Raw genomic sequence first — 17,558 nt, 5'->3', positions numbered from 1 at the left:
CTACCTCGCGGACTCGGAAAAGACATAGGCAAACTCGCCGTTTTCCACGCTGACCCCAACCTGGCTGGCCGGGATGCCCTGTAACAGACGATCGAGGAACTCACGGCTGATTGCTGGCAGCAAGCAGTTGGTCAGGATTGAGTCAATCATCCGCCCACCGCTTTCCAGCTCGGTGCAGCGGCTGGCAATCAACTGCACCACGTCATCGCTGTACGTGAAGGGAATCTTGTGGCTGTCAGCGATGCGCTGCCTGATCCGCTCCAGTTGCAGGCGGATGATGCGGTCGAGCATGGCGTCGCTGAGGGGGTAATACGGGATCACCACGAGGCGTCCGAGCAAAGCCGGCGGGAAGACCTCCAGCAACGGCTCACGCAAGGCTTTTGCGAGGGCTTGCGGTTCTGGCATTGCCAGCGGGTCACGGCACTGGCGGCTGATCAGGTCGGTGCCGACGTTGGTGGTCAGCAGGATCAGGGTGTGCTTGAAGTCGATGACTCGCCCCTCACCATCTTCCATCCAGCCCTTGTCGAACACCTGGAAAAACAGTTCGTGCACATCCGAGTGCGCCTTCTCCACTTCGTCCAGCAGCACCACGCTGTAAGGCTTGCGCCGTACTGCTTCGGTGAGCACGCCGCCTTCGCCGTAGCCCACGTAACCAGGCGGCGCGCCCTTGAGGGTGGAGACGCTGTGGGCTTCCTGGTATTCGCTCATATTGAGGGTAATGACGTTCTGCTCGCCGCCGTACAACGCCTCGGCCAGGGCCAGGGCCGTCTCGGTCTTCCCCACCCCGGAGGTGCCGGCGAGCATGAACACCCCCACCGGTTTGCCTGGATTGTCGAGGCCCGCGCGGGAGGTCTGGATACGTCGCGAGATCATCTCCAGCCCATGATCCTGACCGATAATGCGCTGGCCCAAACGTTCTGCCAGGTGCAACACGTTCTCGATTTCATTCTTGACCATGCGGCCAACGGGGATGCCGGTCCAGTCCTGTACTACCGCCGCGACGGCCTGTTCGTCGACGTTGACCAGGACCAACGGAGTCTCGCCTTGCAACAACGCCAATTGCTCCTGTAATTGACGCAGTTGCAACCGGCCCGCTTCAGGTTCATCGGCATCCACATCGACCAACCGGCTACGCAGACGCAAGATCTGCATGACCAGCGCCAGCTCGCTGTGCCAGCGGCTGCCAAGGACCTTCAGGCGCTCGCGCTCGGTCGCCAGCAACGCATCGACCGATGCACAACGACTTGAGGTTTGCGCCCCCATGGCGCGTTCACGCTGGATGATCGCCTGCTCGGTTTCCAGGCATTCGATACGCCGGCGGCTGTCATCGACTTCCGCCGGGGTGGCGTGCAGGCTGATGGCGACGCGGGCGCACGCGGTGTCGATCAGACTCACCGCTTTGTCCGGTAACTGGCGCGCCGGGATATAGCGATTGGACAAACGCACAGCCGCTTCCAGCGCCGAATCGAGGATCTGCACCTGATGGTGCTCCTGCAGGCTGAAGGCAAGACCGCGCAGCATCAGCAGCGCACGGCTTTCATCCGGCTCATCGACCTGCACCGTCTGAAAGCGTCGGCTCAGGGCCGGATCTTTTTCGATGTGTTTTTTGTACTCGGCAAACGTGGTTGCGCCCAAGGTACGCAAGGTGCCACGGGCCAGGGCTGGCTTGAGCAGATTAGCCGCATCGCCGGTACCCGCGGCGCCACCTGCGCCGACCAGGGTGTGGGTTTCATCGATAAACAGCACCACCGGTTTGACGCTGGCTTGAACCTCATCGATGACCGAGCGCAGGCGCTGTTCAAACTCACCTTTCATGCTCGCACCGGCCTGCAACAGGCCGACATCAAGGGCCAGCAATTGTACGTCCCGCAGGCTAGGCGGCACGTCGCCACGGGCGATGCGCTGGGCGAATCCTTCCGCCACAGCAGTTTTGCCCACGCCCGCCTCGCCCACCAGCAGCGGGTTGTTCTGGCGACGGCGCATCAGGATATCGATGACCTGCCGGATCTCTTCATCGCGTCCGACGATAGGGTCCATCGTGTTTCGCCGCGCCTGCTCGGTCAGGTCGACAGTGAAGCGCTTCAGGCCTTCCTGACGGTCGGGCGCCAGTGCACCGACAGCCTCACCCGGCACCTGGTACCCGTCGCTGGCCGTCATGCGGGCCTCGGGCGAATCCTTGAGCAACGCGCCAAACTGCTCGCTGAGGTCGTCGGTCCTGACGTTGTTGAACTCCCGGGACACACCATACAAACCATTACGCAATGCCGGAGTTTTCAGCATCGCCAGCAGCAAATGGCCAGAACGCACCTGGGACTCACCCAGCATCAGGGTCGCGTAGACCCAAGCACGCTCCACGGTTTCCTCGACCTGCGAGGACAGGTCCGTCACCGAGCTCGAGCCCCTAGGCAAACGATCCAGGGCGGCAGTGAGGTCCCGGTCCAACACCACCGGATCAATGCCGTAATGGCGGACCAAGCGCAACAGGTCCGAATCGGTCAATTGCAACAACTGCTGCAACCAGTGCACCAGCTCGACATAGGGATTGCCGCGCAGTTTGCAGAACACAGTGCTGCTTTCAATCGCCCGGTAGCACAGGCTGTTGAGCTTGCCGAAAAGCGCGACGCGACTGATATCAGCCATGGGCAGTTCCTTGAGAAGAAAATGAGGGTCGAGGCTTGATCAGCAACTGCCGATCATCCCGCTGGGGCGCTCTGCTGCTCAGCCAACTGGTCCAGCCCAATGACGTGGACCCCAGGCGCAAGCGAGGCCGGTGTTCTTTCTTGACGATCAGGTTGACGTCCCAGTCCATCGCCATGCCGACGTACTGACGCACCCAATCCTGCACCCGTTGCAGGCTGTCGCCACCGGGCAGCAAACGGCGGGTTTGTGTCAGGTCCAGAGGGCCAATCAGCAGGCGAAACTTGTGTTGGGCATTCCAGACTTTCCGGCCCATGACCGTGGCCTGGCCGAGTACCACCGCGTCCGGACCGCTGCGCAAGGTGCACAGCCCGTCACGGGGCAGGGTCATCCAGTGGCCGACAAATTGCTCGACCTCTACGGGAACGCCAAGGTAGTCGCCAAGCAAGGCGGCCAGGCCTTCGGCATTGCGTGTTTGCGGTCCCAGGCGGCCGGCGAAATGCAGCTTGGCGAGGTCCACCACGCCGTCGCGCGCCTGCAGCGACGGTAGGCCAATACCGAGCAATGATCCCAGGTAGTTGGCAAACCGGTCCGCCCCCGGACGGTCCAGACTCACCGTTGGCTGGGCACTGGCCCAGGCGCGATAGAACAGGCTGATCATGCGGTGATGAAACACGTCGCAAAATGCCGCCAGCGTAGGGTCGTTGAGGTTGCGTTGACGGTCGCGAATGTATTCGGTGAGGTGAATCGGCAACGGGCCATTGGCGCCCATCAGGCCGAAGAAATTGAGCAGCAGTTTAGGCGTGTCGCCGGGTATGAGGCCCGCAATCATTGCCGGCTCAAACGCCAGCGAGGAATGCTGGCCGAAACGCACCGCCTCGTCCGCCGGGCGCGTGGCCTCGCCGATGCGCGGCAGGTGCGCAAAGGCGCATTCCAACTGGCGCAATGCCGCGTAGAAATCAAACCGACCCGGATGCGCTTCAAGCTCGCTGAGCAGGCTCAGAGGATCTCGCATCTGCCCACCCGCGCAGGCCACTGCATGATCACGCCCCGTGACGCGCTCACGATCCGCGTCTCGGTGAATGAGTTGAGCGACACGTACTTGGCGAAAAACTGTTCCAGCACCGAGCCCAATACACAGACGCCTGCACCCTCGAACGCAGACTCATCCACGCTCACACTGATCTGCAAACCTCGCCCATAGGTGACGGGTCCAGACAATGGCAGGCGCCGCACGATGCTCTGCGCAGTCACCGAACGCACGCCTTCGATCTGTTTATGTGCAACGGCATCGTCGACGCGGCAATACAGGCGCAACATGTCACGCAAGGCTACAGCGCCCTGCTCCGTGTCCTGGTCCAGCAGTGACAGGTAGTTAAGGGACAAATGGCTGACCAGACGCCATGCGGTATCGCCTTCGGCATACGACGGCGCGGGCACCGTGGGCCCTGCCACGCAACGTACCGACTGCACCGGCGCAGCGGATTGGACGCTGAAGTCGGTGCTGCCACTGCCCACCGGCATGCTCAGCACCAGGTCGCGGTTGCTGCACAGGGCGTCGATGCCCAATTGGCGCAGGTCGCTGCGGTGAGGTGCCTGCTCGCCGTCCACCAGCGACACGAATACCTCGCTGCCCCCATAACTGGAGCGCGGGCCTCGGCTGCGCTGCTGTTCGGACAAAACCCGCGTGTCGCGCCGTACCTGGTAGTACGCACGCGGCGGCGTGCGCCCATGCAGGTCGTTGGCGCGGTAGAAGGGTTCGAATATCTGACTGGCCTCGGCGCCACTGCCGTAACCGGTCACCCCTTCAATTTCGTAGATCTCGTAGTCCATTGACCGTGTGCGGTCGGGGCTCACATGGTATTCAGAGCGCTGTTCATCCAGGTGCACACGCTCGGTGCGCATCGGGAACAGGTTGATCGCCGGCGTGCAATACAGCGCGAAATTGGCAGCACTGAGGCTTTGCTCAAGTAACGGGTCTGCCGTCTTGAACAACACGATCAGCTCCAGTTGCTCGGCGGTGCAGCGGCTGACACTGCTCGCCAACCCCACCACGTCGACGAACATGAAGCGTTGCGGCAAGGCGAAGTATTCCTGCAACAAGCGATAACCCTGGAACGAACGCGGCCCGATGGGCAGCAAGGCTTCGCTGTCGCTATAGCCCACACTGCGAATCGCACTGCTGGGCAGCAGCTGATGCCAGTCCCCAGACGCTTGCATGGGCATGACCAGCACACCCGCCACTTGGGCCAACAGCTGTTCAAGAACCCGCGCGGGCGTGCCGTCCCCGCCACGGATGTGCAGCCGCAGGGTGTCTAGGGCCAGGTCGCTGAAAGCCAGGCCAGCCCCGACGCTCAGGCGCAGGCGCAACGCGGCCTTGACTGCGCCGAGACGTGACAGGTCAACCCCGGCCACCTGCGTGCTGCAGGCGAAATAGCGCGCCTCGACCAACTCCACCGGCCACAGGGTTACCTCATGGGCAGTGCGAAATTCGCAGGCGGTCTGGTCCCCCTTGCCCAACTGGCTGTGCAATGCCGTGTGGCGTGGCACCTTGAAGCCGGCGGCCAGGCTGCCCTCGCCCATGTCCGGGTGCAGTTGCACCACCGCCATCGATGGCGTTGGCGCCAAGTAATGTGGGTAGATCAGTTCCAGCAGGTGATGGGTAAATTGTGGGAATTGGGCATCAATCTTCAGTTGCACCCGTGCGGCGAGAAAGCTGAAACCTTCCAACAGCCGCTCAACATAGGGGTCGGCACAGGCGTAGGTTTCCAGCCCCAGGCGGCCGGCAACCTTGGGGTAGTCGCGGGCGAATTCACCGCCAACTTCCCGCAGATGCGCCAGCTCACGCTCGTAATAGCGCAGCAGTTTTGCGTTCAACGCACGTCCCTTGTCTCAATATCGAAGATCCGCGCCTCGCCTGCTTCCAGGTCGAGTTCGGTCTTCAGGTACAGGCGCTCGGGCAACGGTTGGCCCCAGAGTTCGCCATGAATTTCAAAGGTCATCTGGTTGGGACTGATGGTTGCACCCGAGGAGGCAACCGGCACGACACGCAGGCTTTCGCGCAAAATCCGCGGTTCGAAATCCCAGATCGCCTGGCGAATGCGGCGTCCCAACGCTTCGCGGTCCAGGCCGGCAGCCGTCTTTCCCGCGAGATCGGGCAGCCCAAAATTGAGCACTGATTGTCCCGCCAACGGGCACTTCCTCAGGTCGCGAAAGCTGCCCAGACTGGTGCTGTTGAGCAGCCACCCCAAATCGCGTAATACCGCCTTGCGCAAGCGGCGCATGGACAACACGCGCTTGTCGCGAGGCTCGAAAACCTGCGCGGTGTCGTCATCACTCAAGCGATCGAGCAAGGACGGTTGCAAACGTTCGAGACTGGTTAGTTCAGCCATGCGCTGAGGCCTCCATCGACAGGACGGCGGGCGGGCGAACCCACCCACCGTCGGGCATCCGAATCAGATCTTCTGATTCTTTTCCAAGTCCCACTTCTTCGGCGTACCGGTGATTACCGTGTCACCGTTGAAGGCGTCATAGGCGTAGCTTATGGTGGTGAAGTTGATCGAAAGGGTTTCGGCCGGCCGATCGCCAGTGCTGCTGGCGGAGTAAGCACTGATAATCGCGCCGCCCAGGATGATCTTAAGAAACACTTGCTGTTTTTTGTCCGCGCCGCCCGTATGGACAAAGTGGATCTCGGCATCGCCCAGGCTCTTGCCGCACACAGCCTGCATAAACAAATCGGCCGAGGCCACGTCGGCCAGTTTGGTCACGGAAATTTCCGAGAACGAAGGGTTGCTGGTGTCACGGTCGGCACCGCCGCCACTGGAGGAAATCGCTCGGAAAACCCCCATTTGGATAGCGTCGAGGGTGATCCAGTCTTTGTGACCGTCGACGGTGGAAGTGCCTTTGATTGGGGTGCCTTTAAAGTTCAGCAGGATCATGGTGAGTACCTTTCAGGTTGAACAACGGGGTTATGACGCTTGGGTTGAAGGCAGCCTGGAGACCAACCGCAAGGACACGGTCAAGCCTTCAAGCTGGTAGTGCGGACGCAGGAAAAACTTGGCGCTGTAGTAACCGGGGTTGCCTTCGATTTCTTCCACCACGACCTCGGCCCCCGCCAGCGGCTTACGCGCTTTGTCGGCATCGGTCGCGGTGGCCGGGTTGTGTTCCACGTAGCGGCCAACCCAGTTGTTGAGCCAGGTCTGCATATCGTCGCGCTCTTTGAATGAACCGATCTTGTCGCGCACGATGCACTTCAAGTAGTGAGCAAAACGGCACGTGGCAAACAGGTACGGCAGACGCGCTGCCAAGTTGGCGTTGGCGCTGGCATCCGGGTCGTCGTACTCCGCCGGTTTGTGCAGGGACTGGGCGCCGATGAAGGCCGCCAGATCGCTGTTTTTTTTGTGCACCAGGGGCATGAAGCCGTTCTTGGCCAGCTCGGCTTCGCGCCGGTCGCTGATGGCGATCTCGGTCGGGCAGGTCATGTCCACACCGCCGTCGTCAGTCGGGAAGGTATGCACTGGCAAGCCCTCCACGACGCCGCCGGATTCGATGCCGCGAATTTGCGAACACCAGCCATAGTGTTTGAACGACCGGTTGATATTCACAGCCATGGCGTAAGCCGCGTTGGCCCAAGTGAAATCCTTGGCGTCGGCGGCGTCGGTGGTTTCTTCAAAATCGAAGTCTTCCACCGGATTGGACTTGGCTCCGTAAGGGGCACGGGCCAGGAAACGCGGCATGGCCAGGCCCACGTAGCGTGAGTCTTCACTGGCGCGCAAGCTGCGCCACGCCGCGTGCTCCGGGGTCTGGAAGATTTTGGTCAGGTCACGTGGGTTGGCCAGTTCCTGCCAGGACTCCATGAGCATCACGCTGGGGTCAGCGGCGGTGATCAGCGGGCAGTGCGCGGCGGCACTGACACGGGCGATCTGGGTCAACAGCTCGACGTCCGGCGCACTGTTGTTGAAGTAGTAGTCAGCGACAAAGGCGCCATAGGGCTCGCCACCGAACTGGCCGTATTCCTCTTCATACAGCTTCTTGAAAATCGGGCTCTGGTCCCAGGCCACTCCTTTGAACTTGCGCAGAGTCTTATGCACTTCGTGCTTGGAAATGTTCATCACCCGAATCTTCAGGGACTCGTCGGTCTCGGTGTTACTGACCAGGTAATGCAAGCCGCGCCAGGCGCTTTCCACGGCCTGGAACTCCTCATGGTGGAGGATATGGTTGACCTGTTCGGTGAGCTTTTGGTCGAGGCTGGCGATCAGGCCTTCAATCGTGCCGAGCACGTCATGGGACATCACCTGCGTGCCTTGCAGCGCCTGTTCCGCCAGGGTGCGCACGGCGGATTCCACGGCGTCCCTGGCTTTGTCGGTCTTGGGCTTGAATTCTTTTTGCAGCAGGCTGGCGAAGTCACCGGCGTCGAATGCCGTGGCCGGAGCTCCCTGTTCGGGTTGTTCCGATTGCGTAGTGGACATGACGGTATCCTTGAATTATGGGCAACAGCGTCCCCATACCGGGGCAAACGAGGCGCCGGCAGAGACCACGGTCATTCAGTTAGTCGGGTTGTTGGGGGCCCGCGCACAGGGCCTGCATCACACTCGGATCGCTGAGCACTTTGGCCAGCAATTCTTCGGCCCCTACCTTGCCGTCCATATAGGTCAGCAGATTCGACAGCTGGCGGCGCGCGGCCAACAACTGATTGAGGCTGGGCACCTTGTTGGCGATTGCACCTGGGGAGAAGTCGTCCATGCTCTCAAAGGTGATCTCCACCGGCAGGTTGCCCTCGCCCGTCAGGGTATTGGGCACCTGAAACGCCACACGGGGCTTCATGGACTTGAGGCGTTCGTCAAAGTTGTCCACATCGACTTCCAGAAACTTGCGCTCGGCTACCGGCGGCAAAGGCTCGGCCGGTTTGCCGGAAAGGTCTGAAAACACGCCCATCACGAAGGGTAACTGCACGGTTTTTTCCGCGCCGTAGATCTCCACGTCGTATTCGATCTGGACGCGCGGCGCACGATTGCGGGCGATAAACTTCTGGCTACTTTCTTTGGCCACGGAACTGGCTCCGGTGAGTGGAGTGGATAGATGAACGTTCAGTTGTCGTTGGTGCGGATGCCGCTGACCTGCGCCAGTTGCGCAAGTCCATCGGGCGCCAGGTCTTGCAGCAACTCCATGAAATTCTTGTCGATCAGTGTTTTTGCCCGTTGCAGCAGGAACGGCACCGGGCTCGCGGGCTCATGGGTATGAAAATAGCTGCACAGCCGATCGATGACCTGGCGCGCCTCTTCGCGGCTGCGGATCTCGCCGAACAGTGCCTGCGGTGCGGCCACCTCTGAGGTAGCAACAGTGGCGGCAGCCGCCTCGACTGGCGCAGGTTCAAGCAAGAACCGGCGGACTATTTCAGCGGCGCGACGCAGCGGAGCGACCAGTCCATTGAGGTCGATGGCGCGACCTACGCCGACTTTTTCCGTCAGCCACTGCTCAATCTGCAGGCTGTGCGCTAACGCCTGGGTCAGCGCAAGGTGAATGGCCTGTAGCTGTTGCGCATTGGCATCGACAAGCGCCCCTTCGATCATTGCCAGGCTCGGGTGATTGCCCTCGCCGCCGTGCTCGACAATCGCCAGATCGATCATTCTCAAGCTGACCACGCCAATGCCTCGCGCGTTGATCAACGGCGCATCCAACACGTCGCGTACCAGGCCGTTGGGGGCACATAGGAACGCCAGGATATTGATGCGCAACAGCGGGTCATGGCCATCCTCCGGGTCGAGCCTGGGGTACAGCCCGTCCCAGCAATTTTCCAACAACCCCTGCACCAGCCCCAGACCAGCCGACAGTCCGGCGATGCCGTGCACGTTGAGTTCGGCGCGGGTGGCCCAGATGGCCAGGCGCAAATCGCGGCTACGCTCCAGCATCGGCAGTGCGAGGGCCATGACGCGCTTCCAGTTCGGCTCGATGGCGTCGGTAACGGTGTCGCCGTACTGAACCTCGGGTTTACCCAGTGCCTCTTCTTCAAGTTCTAAGAATTGCGCCGAATATTCAAAGTTCTGGCCACCGCCATCGGCCTCGCTCAGGGGCAAGCACAACAGGGTGAAATCCAGTGGTTGAGCTTCGGTGGGCGACCCCATCATGTGTCCCTCGGGCAAATGGCTCTGGCAGTAGAGCCGCGAGTCGGGACGTCGAATCCAACGGTTCAGAAAACTGAGCCTGTTGGAGCCCCCGCGCTACGCCTACTGCCGAAAATATTCAGCGTGGGCGGATTTATATAGCGATGGGACCACACGAGAATGCAGGCAGTGTCATTGCGGGGCGTAGGATTAAGCTGCGAATGCAGCGCTCGTGAGCAGAGAACGCGCACTCATAAATGGCGTCGCCTGGCTTTAGGTCGGCCACCCGCCGGCCATTGCTTGAGCCAGTGACGGCTGCACCGGCACGCGAATACCGAAGGTGTCCCTCAGTAAGGCCGTTAGCTCTTGCGCGTTGTTCAGCAGCCGTTTTTCGCTGGGCTGATCCAGGGAATGGATCGCGTAATGCGCGTTGTTCAAGGTATGGCGTTTGCCGGGCGCCAGCAGTGCGACTTTCAATTGGCCCAAGAACGGCGAGTTCGGGTGGGTCGAGACATACCAATTACCGATTTCGTAATCGATGGCTCCCTGCACCTGCAAGTCGAACACATACAAACCACGCCACTCCCCCGCCACTTCGGCCCACAAGGTGTAACTGTTCTCCCCTGCATTGAACGTCAGGCGATAGGGCTCATGGGCGGTGGCCTGCACGGCCTCAGTGTCCAACTGCAACGGACTGCTGGGCACCATGCCGCCAAAGCCTACATCGGTGATGTAACGAACCCCGTCCAGGGTCACCAGGCTCAAACGATGGGTGCGTGCCGTGCGCGCGTCCGGCGGTCCGCCCATCACCACCCGACCGGTAATGCCACGGGCCTCGAAACCCAGTTCCTGCAGCAGCGCGAGGAACATCTGGTTCAACTCATAGCAATAGCCGCCGCGGCCATCGAACAACACCTTTTGCTCGACGCTGGGCAAGTCGATCGGCACCGGCAGGCGCAACAGGGTCGACAGGCTTTCAAAGGCGAAGGTGCACACATGGCGCAGTTGCAGATCCCGCAGGGTTGCCAGGGTGGGCGGTGGCGGCGAATCGTATCCCAGGCGCTGCAGGTACAGATGGCTATGGTTGAGGCGGGTCATGGCACGGTCCTTGGGCGCAGGAAGAGTGCGTCACTATGCCGCGTTCACATGCAAACTGTCATTTTGAATGAACCTTTTTGAACGCTTCAGCCTCCATCTATAACAAGACAGGGAGGCAACATGAGTACCGCAAAAATCTACACCATCCACTACCAACTGCACGGTCAACCGAAGTCCTTTGTGGTGCGTGCCGAAGTGATGAATAACGCCGAGGCCTGGCACTGGGCAGCGGTCGATGCCGACATTGCTCATGTCAGCCGTATCGGCCGCGTCGGCCACGAGCAAGTGAAAAAAACCACCCGGCCCTGGGCGGAGAAGTTCGGGATTACCGACGTTTCCTGGACGCCACCTAAATAAACGAAGGCCCCGCTCAATGGCGGGGCCTGATTACCTATTACGCTGTTATTTCTTTAAGTCGCCCAACGGATCGTAGGGCGGCTTTTTTTTCGCCTCGTCCTTGTCCTTTTTATCCAGCGGGGCAATCGCCGGACCTACCGGATCAACCTGCGGATCAGCCACATCCGGCGAGTCGGGGTCAAATCCCAGCTCATCCTTGCCGCTGGCGTGTTCGTTAGAGGGGGGCCCATCCGAGCGCTTGTTCATCATGGTCTCCTGTTAGAGCGGGCGAGCTTTGTCGTGGAGGTTTTCCAAGTCTTCTTCGACGCGCTCCACATCATCATGGTCGTCACGCTCTTTCGGGTCATTGGGGCGCAAGGCATCGTTGTCGCGCTCTTCTTCACCGGGTGTGCGATCAGGGTCGGGTGTACCGGGCGGTGGTTGCTTGTATTCGGGCATGGTGGTTCACCTCAAAGGGACTACATTCGTTTAGAGAAACTGCCACAGATCATGGTTCAACTTGATTGCCCCACCGCTGACCGCTGACCATGAGAAGATGCCACCCCCTACCCGCCCTGGAGACCTGGACCGGATGTTCGAGCTCAAACCCTGCGACCCCGTCACCTACCGCCAACAGACCCGCCGCAGCACGTTGATCGTGGCCGTGCTGTTCATGGCCTTGGCCATGCTGCTGTCGACCCTGGCGGTGATGCTGTTCGGCGAACCCGGCGGTGATAACTTTCGCTTCAATGTCGGCGGTGTGTTCGCGGGGGTGCTGATTACCGTCGCCCTGGTGCGCGGCCCGTTCTGGTCCAAGTCGTGGCTGGCCGCTGCGGTGTACGGCTGGCAGCTCAAGCGCACGCTGATGCGCGTGACCAATGTGATGCACACCGTCACCGAACGTGTGCAGGCCAATGATCCGACGGCCATGAAAGTGCTGCGTTTCTATCACCTGGGGCTGACGCAGATGCATGCACTGGACGCCAACTCCAGCGCCCAGGCGCAACTGGTCGGCGAAATGGACGCGCATAAAGCCAGGATGCAGACGCTGGGAATCGACACCGAACAGACCCGTTTCGACCCCGCGTGGCTGGACGGATTGAAAAGCGTTTAAATCATCTGCCTCGCCAGCAGAACAACGCACTCACCGCAATCGCCGCACCCGCCACGCCAAACACCAGCGGCGCCGACGCCACCGGCAGCAGCAGACCCGCCAGCAGCGGCCCCAGGCCAGCGCCGATGTCGCGCCAGACCGCATTGGACGCCAGCGCCGACACTCGCATCGAACCGGGGTTGCGCTCGGCGACCAAGGTAGTCACCAGCGGCAGTTGCAATGCGCGCAGCACCAGCACCGCCGCCGCGCCGACGATCACCCAATAGCTGCCGAATGCGCTCAAGGCCAGGGCACTCAAGAACGAAAACAGCAGCAACATGGCGGTGGCGCCAAATCGCTGCGCCGCGCGACCGCCCAGGGGGCTCAGAAGCATTTCCGAGACGTAGCGCAGGGCCATTAAGCCACCAGCAATCAGCACCGCATCGCCGCCGAGAATTTTCTGGGCCTGGATCGACAGCCCAAAGATAAACAGCCCGTCCAGCGCCACGCCTTCGATAAACGACCACAGTGCAACGCTGTCCGGCCACTTGAAGCGACGCCCTGGTGTGCTGTGCAAATCATGTCCGGCGCTGGGCAAGCCGCGCGCCATCCAAAGGCCTATCAGGCAGCAACCGGCGAGAATCACAAAGATCGGACGCGGCCCGGCCCACAGCGTCAGCCAACCACCGAACGGCAACGCCAGCATCGGTCCCCAGGCGATCAAGGCCCGCGAACGCCCGGCCCGGCGCGCGGCGCCCTCTGGCTCAGCGGTGGCCAATACCTGGGTCGACAGGTTCAACGCGGCAAAACACAGGCCCCACACCAGCCGCAACCCGAGCAACGCGGCAAAGCCGGATAGCACCGAATTGCCCAGGGCACACAGCGCAGCGGCACCGGCGGCGATCATGCAGGTCAGACGATCGCCGTTGCGCGCGTAGAAATTCAACACATGCCGGTAACCGAAAATCCGCACCAGGCGGTTGGCCGCCAGCAACACCCCGGCCTGGGCCAGGGTAATGCCAAAGGCCTGGGATTCCATGGGCAGCAGCAGGTAGAGCAGCACGTCGCTGGGCAGGCACAACGCCAGGGTCAGCGCGGCGCGGCGGGAGGTGGTGTCGGCAGTGCGTTGGGCCTGACTGGACATAAATCTGAAACATCCCGAAATATTCAGGTCGCCACGGTAGCCTTAGCGAACCGCGCTTTACAACGCCCCGTCACGTCTTTTTCCCATAGGGCAGCAAACGCAAACCGCTTGCCACGCTGCCCACCAGCGCAAATGCACAGCCCAGCCACAACGCAGAGTGCGGGCCGCTGGCCATGAACAGGTGGAAACACAACGCCACCAGTGAGGCGCCCAGCGTCTGCCCCAACAAGCGCGAAATCGCCACGATGCCACTGGCCCCGCCGCTGCGCGCCAGCGGTGCACTGGTCATCAACGCCTTGAGATTGGGCGACTGGAAAAAACCAAAACCGGCGCCGCACAAGGCCATGCGCCAACCGATATCGAAGGCCGACGCGCCTGTGTCCAAGGTCGCCAATGCGGCCATGCCCAGGCTCAACATCAGCAGGCCGATGCCGCACAGCAGGCCCAGGGACACACGGTCGGCCAGGCGCCCGGCGACCAGTGCCATCACCGCCACTACGGCCGGCCATGGCGTCATCAGGAAGCCGGTTTCCACCTGGCTATGGCCGAGCACTGCTTGCAGCAGAAATGGCAGCGACACGAAGGCCAGGCCCTGGGCACTGAAGGCGCAGATCGCAGTGAGAGAAGACAAGGCAAACACCGGCCGCTTGAACAGGTCCAAGGCGAGCATCGGCGCCGGATGACCGGCCTGGCGACGCAGCAACAAGGTGCCGCACAGCAGCGCCACGGCAATCAAGCCCAGGGTCAGTGCGCCTTGAGCGCCGTGCACCGCTGTGCCAAGGCCCAAGACCAACAAGGCGAACAAACCGGCACATAACAATGCCGCCAGCCGGTCAAACGCGTGCCCGGTGATGGGGAGGATGGGCAGTGAACGCACGCCGAGTGCCAGGGCCAACAGCCCCAGCGGCACATTGATCAGGTACAGCCAGTGCCAGGTCGCCACTGACAGGATCGCCGACGCGGCGGTCGGCCCCAAGGTGAAGGCCAACCCCACCACCAGCGAGTTATAGCCGAGGCCACGCCCAAGCATTTTCGACGGGTAGATATGCCGCAGCAACGCCGTGTTCACACTCATGATCGCCGCCGCCCCCAGCCCCTGCACCACCCGCGCAGCCGTCAGGGTCTCCAGCGAACCGGCCAACCCGCAAAACAGCGACGAGACGATAAACAGCAGCAACCCGCCAAGGTACACACGGCGATGCCCCAGCACGTCACTCAGCGACGCAAACGGCAGCACCGTGGCAATAATCGCCAACTGGTAGGCGTTGACCACCCAGATCACCGAGGCGGAATCGGTACCAATCCCTTCGGCCAGTGTCGGCAGTGCGGTGTTGACGATGGCCGTGTCCAACGTCGCCATGCCGATCCCCAGGGAGATCGCGATCACGGCAGGCAGGCGTTTGTTGAGAGGCAGGCCATCGGCGGCAGAAGACATGAACGATCCACGCGGGTGATAAGGCTGCCAGATTAAGGGCAGCGCTGATTTTTTTCAGCCGCGGATCAGTTGCCTGTCGACAATTTCATGTTCGCCAGCGCGCTCAGGTCCAAATGCCCGCCTATAACCGGCGGGCACCAGTAGTAACCACCGGTCAACGGCGTGCTGATGCGGTACAACCCGTCGACAATCCCATCTTCCAACCCGCTCATGCGGCGCAGTTGTGCTTCGAAAGCATCGAACGAGTGGCCGAACGCGAGGAACATCAACCCCGCCTGACCGTTCTCGGCCCATGGCATCGAGCGGCGTACCACGAAGGCTTCCGGGGTAAAGCTTTCCTGGGCGGTGCGTTTGGTGTGGGCGGATTCGGGGGCGTCGTCCAGCTCTTCGTTGTCGCCATGGCGGCGGCCGATGATGTGGTCGCGCTCCTGGGCGGGCAAGGCGGCGAAGCCGTCGAGATCGTGCTGCCATTGCTGGATCGCAGCGAAGCTGGCGCCGCTGTCGGTCAGCGCGGCATCAACGGCGGCGTCGTCGTGGGGGTTTTCGGTGCCGTCTTCATAATCGGTGAGGTCAAACCCGGTCTTGTAGCGAAAGCCTTCGGTTGACTGCACCAGGCCAAACGCCGGGGCCAGGGCCTTTTCATAGGCACGGCTGCGCAACAGCAGTTCACCGCGATCCACACCGTGCAGCCACACCCACAGTGCCTGCTGGGTGGACGGATTATTCGCACCCGGGCCGCTGACAGCCGGGAATGGGCGCAGACCATCGATGTGCGTGCCCAGTGCATTTACCAGCGGTTCACCAAAACCGACCACTGCCGCCGAATCCACCAGTTGCACCAGCGCGTCCAACGCGGCCGGTACGGCTTCAAGGGTTTGCACGGCAAAAAACAGATGGCGTGCCTGCAAAGGCACCGGTGCGGCAAGAATGCCCGGCTGGTAGTGACTCATGTGAACTCCTTCAAGAAAGGCGCGCAGTTTACCCGCCGTACGTCATCGTGCGTAGGAGAAAGCGCGCAAGCCTTGCCATAGAGCCCTCTGTTGGGTGACTCTCTAGTCATGTTTTGAAACTATTCCAGGGGTAGCGACATGACCACCAGCAACCTGCTCGCCCAGCTGTTTCCAACGTCCGTGGCCGATATTCCCGAGCAATTCCGGCTTGAAGCGCCCATTGAACAGCGTGATTACCTGGTCGATGGCCAATTGCAGGTGTGGAACGGCCCGCTGGCCCAGGTGCAGAGCCCGGTGCAGTTGGGCGACAGCCGTGTGGTGATCGGCAGCACGCCGCTGCTGGACGCCGACACCGCCCTCACCGCCCTCGATGCCGCCGTGCGCGCCTACGACCGGGGCCAGGGCGAATGGCCAACCATGCGTGTGGCGGACCGTATCCAGCATGTCGAAGCGTTTTTGCGCCGTATGCGCGAACAGCGCGATGCCGTGGTCACGCTGCTGATGTGGGAAATCGGCAAGAACCTCAAGGACTCGCAAAAAGAGTTCGACCGCACCTGCGACTACATCACCGACACCATCAATGCCCTCAAGGAACTGGACCGTCGCAGCAGCCGCTTCGAACTGGAACAGGACACCCTCGGGCAAATCCGCCGCGTACCGCTGGGTGTAGCGCTGTGCATGGGCCCCTACAACTACCCGCTCAATGAGACCTTCACCACGCTGATCCCGGCGTTGATCATGGGCAACACCGTCGTGTTCAAACCGGCCAAGCTCGGCGTGCTGCTGATCCGCCCGCTGCTGGAGGCGTTCCGCGACAGCTTCCCGGCCGGAGTGATCAACGTGATCTACGGCAGTGGCCGTGAAACCGTCAGCGCGCTGATGGCCAGCGGCAAGATCGATATCTTTGCGTTTATCGGCACCAACAAGGCCGCCAGCGACCTTAAAAAACTGCACCCCAAGCCGCACCGCTTGCGTGCTGCACTGGGCCTGGACGCGAAAAACCCCGGCATCGTGTTGCCCGAGGTGGACCTGGACAATGCCGTCAGCGAGGCCGTCACCGGTTCGTTGTCGTTCAACGGCCAGCGCTGCACCGCGTTGAAAATCCTGTTTGTGCATGAGGATGTGGTCGACAGCTTTATCGAGAAATTCAACGCCAAGCTGGCGACACTCAAGCCCGGCATGCCATGGGAAGACGGCGTGTCGCTGACGCCGCTGCCGGAAGTGGGCAAGGTGGATTACCTCAACGATCTGGTGGCCGATGCTCAACAACACGGTGCCCAGGTGGTGAATGCCAACGGTGGCACCAGCCGTGGTTCGTTTTTCTACCCGGCCGTGCTGTACCCGGTGAACCCGCAGATGCGCGTGTACCACGAAGAACAGTTTGGCCCGGTGGTGCCGATCGTGCCTTACCGCGATCTGGAGACGGTGATCGAGTACGTACTCGACTCGGACTTCGGGCAGCAATTGAGCATCTTCGGCACCAACGCCGTGGCAGTCGGGCGTCTGGTGGACACCTTTGCCAATCAGGTTGGCCGGATCAATATCAACGCCCAGTGCCAGCGCGGGCCGGACACGTTCCCATTCAACGGGCGCAAGAACTCGGCCGAAGGCACGTTGTCGGTACATGACGCCTTGCGGGTGTTCTCGATCCGCACCCTGGTGGCCACCAAGTTCCAGGAGAGCAACAAGGCGCTGGTCAGCGACATCCTGCGCAACCGCGATTCGAGCTTCCTGACCACCGATTACATTTTCTAGAGGAACGCGA

17 protein-coding genes are annotated in these 17,558 nt (G+C 61.5%); 3 read left to right on the top strand and 14 right to left on the bottom strand.

Annotated features, from left to right (window positions below):
- The 9 genes from tssH to ACKZ62_RS11010 form a co-directional block, all read right to left on the bottom strand.
- Positions 1-2,640, bottom strand: a complete 2,640-nt coding sequence (gene tssH / locus ACKZ62_RS11050) for a type VI secretion system ATPase TssH (RefSeq protein WP_447096662.1) — start codon at positions 2,638-2,640, stop codon at positions 1-3.
- Positions 2,633-3,652: a type VI secretion system baseplate subunit TssG gene (gene tssG / locus ACKZ62_RS11045; RefSeq protein ID WP_032889704.1), complete on the bottom strand. Its 1,020-nt coding sequence runs from the start codon at positions 3,650-3,652 to the stop codon at positions 2,633-2,635. The genes tssH and tssG overlap by 8 nt, the downstream gene beginning before the upstream one ends.
- Positions 3,637-5,514 (bottom strand): type VI secretion system baseplate subunit TssF, encoded by a 1,878-nt coding sequence (gene tssF / locus ACKZ62_RS11040; RefSeq protein WP_447096661.1) that lies wholly within the window; start codon positions 5,512-5,514, stop codon positions 3,637-3,639. Before tssF ends, tssG begins: the two co-directional genes overlap by 16 nt.
- Positions 5,511-6,029, bottom strand: coding sequence for a type VI secretion system baseplate subunit TssE (gene tssE / locus ACKZ62_RS11035; RefSeq protein WP_095184434.1), 519 nt, complete (start codon positions 6,027-6,029; stop codon positions 5,511-5,513). The genes tssF and tssE overlap by 4 nt, the downstream gene beginning before the upstream one ends.
- A gap of 63 nt (positions 6,030-6,092) precedes the next feature.
- On the bottom strand, positions 6,093-6,575 hold the full coding sequence (locus tag ACKZ62_RS11030; protein ID WP_032889711.1) for an Hcp family type VI secretion system effector: 483 nt from the start codon (positions 6,573-6,575) through the stop codon (positions 6,093-6,095).
- 30 nt (positions 6,576-6,605) lie between these two features.
- Positions 6,606-8,105, bottom strand: coding sequence for a type VI secretion system contractile sheath large subunit (gene tssC, locus ACKZ62_RS11025; RefSeq protein ID WP_032889713.1), 1,500 nt, complete (start codon positions 8,103-8,105; stop codon positions 6,606-6,608).
- A 79-nt stretch (positions 8,106-8,184) separates the two neighbouring features.
- Positions 8,185-8,685, bottom strand: coding sequence for a type VI secretion system contractile sheath small subunit (gene tssB / locus ACKZ62_RS11020; protein ID WP_099601010.1), 501 nt, complete (start codon positions 8,683-8,685; stop codon positions 8,185-8,187).
- A 38-nt stretch (positions 8,686-8,723) separates the two neighbouring features.
- Positions 8,724-9,758 (bottom strand): type VI secretion system protein TssA, encoded by a 1,035-nt coding sequence (gene tssA, locus ACKZ62_RS11015; RefSeq protein WP_447096660.1) that lies wholly within the window; start codon positions 9,756-9,758, stop codon positions 8,724-8,726.
- Between the two features lie 252 nt (positions 9,759-10,010).
- Complete coding sequence (locus tag ACKZ62_RS11010; protein WP_095184430.1) at positions 10,011-10,835, bottom strand: arylamine N-acetyltransferase family protein; 825 nt, start codon at positions 10,833-10,835, stop codon at positions 10,011-10,013.
- A 120-nt stretch (positions 10,836-10,955) separates the two neighbouring features.
- Here ACKZ62_RS11010 and ACKZ62_RS11005 point away from each other — a divergent pair, with 120 nt between their 5' ends.
- On the top strand, positions 10,956-11,192 hold the full coding sequence (locus ACKZ62_RS11005; protein WP_032889720.1) for a DUF6555 family protein: 237 nt from the start codon (positions 10,956-10,958) through the stop codon (positions 11,190-11,192).
- Positions 11,193-11,237: 45 nt separating this feature from the next.
- On the opposite strand, the gene ACKZ62_RS11000 is transcribed toward ACKZ62_RS11005, so the two are convergent.
- Positions 11,238-11,438 (bottom strand): DUF6021 family protein, encoded by a 201-nt coding sequence (locus ACKZ62_RS11000; RefSeq protein WP_032889722.1) that lies wholly within the window; start codon positions 11,436-11,438, stop codon positions 11,238-11,240.
- A gap of 12 nt (positions 11,439-11,450) precedes the next feature.
- Entirely contained in the window at positions 11,451-11,630 is a 180-nt protein-coding gene (locus ACKZ62_RS10995) for a hypothetical protein (protein WP_032889724.1), read from the bottom strand.
- Positions 11,631-11,763: 133 nt separating this feature from the next.
- Between ACKZ62_RS10995 and ACKZ62_RS10990 the strand changes: the two genes are divergently transcribed.
- Positions 11,764-12,285 (top strand): DUF3087 family protein, encoded by a 522-nt coding sequence (locus tag ACKZ62_RS10990; protein WP_095184429.1) that lies wholly within the window; start codon positions 11,764-11,766, stop codon positions 12,283-12,285.
- 1 nt (position 12,286) lies between these two features.
- Here the strand turns inward: ACKZ62_RS10990 and ACKZ62_RS10985 are convergent, their stop codons facing one another.
- From ACKZ62_RS10985 to ACKZ62_RS10975, 3 genes are all read right to left on the bottom strand, one after another.
- Positions 12,287-13,408, bottom strand: a complete 1,122-nt coding sequence (locus tag ACKZ62_RS10985) for an MFS transporter (RefSeq protein WP_032889729.1) — start codon at positions 13,406-13,408, stop codon at positions 12,287-12,289.
- A 70-nt stretch (positions 13,409-13,478) separates the two neighbouring features.
- Positions 13,479-14,843 carry an MFS transporter gene (locus tag ACKZ62_RS10980; protein ID WP_032889731.1) on the bottom strand — a complete coding sequence of 455 codons (1,365 nt, stop codon included), beginning with the start codon at positions 14,841-14,843 and terminating at the stop codon, positions 13,479-13,481.
- A 65-nt stretch (positions 14,844-14,908) separates the two neighbouring features.
- Positions 14,909-15,793 carry a Dyp-type peroxidase gene (locus tag ACKZ62_RS10975; protein WP_095184427.1) on the bottom strand — a complete coding sequence of 295 codons (885 nt, stop codon included), beginning with the start codon at positions 15,791-15,793 and terminating at the stop codon, positions 14,909-14,911.
- Between the two features lie 138 nt (positions 15,794-15,931).
- Here ACKZ62_RS10975 and ACKZ62_RS10970 point away from each other — a divergent pair, with 138 nt between their 5' ends.
- Positions 15,932-17,548: an NADP-dependent glyceraldehyde-3-phosphate dehydrogenase gene (locus ACKZ62_RS10970; protein WP_032889737.1), complete on the top strand. Its 1,617-nt coding sequence runs from the start codon at positions 15,932-15,934 to the stop codon at positions 17,546-17,548.
- The last annotated feature ends 10 nt before the right edge of the window (positions 17,549-17,558 follow it).

The sequence above is a fragment of the Pseudomonas sivasensis genome (genome assembly GCF_052938085.1).
The sequence above is the reverse complement of the archived record's forward strand: the minus strand, read 5'-3'. Positions and strand labels throughout refer to the sequence as shown.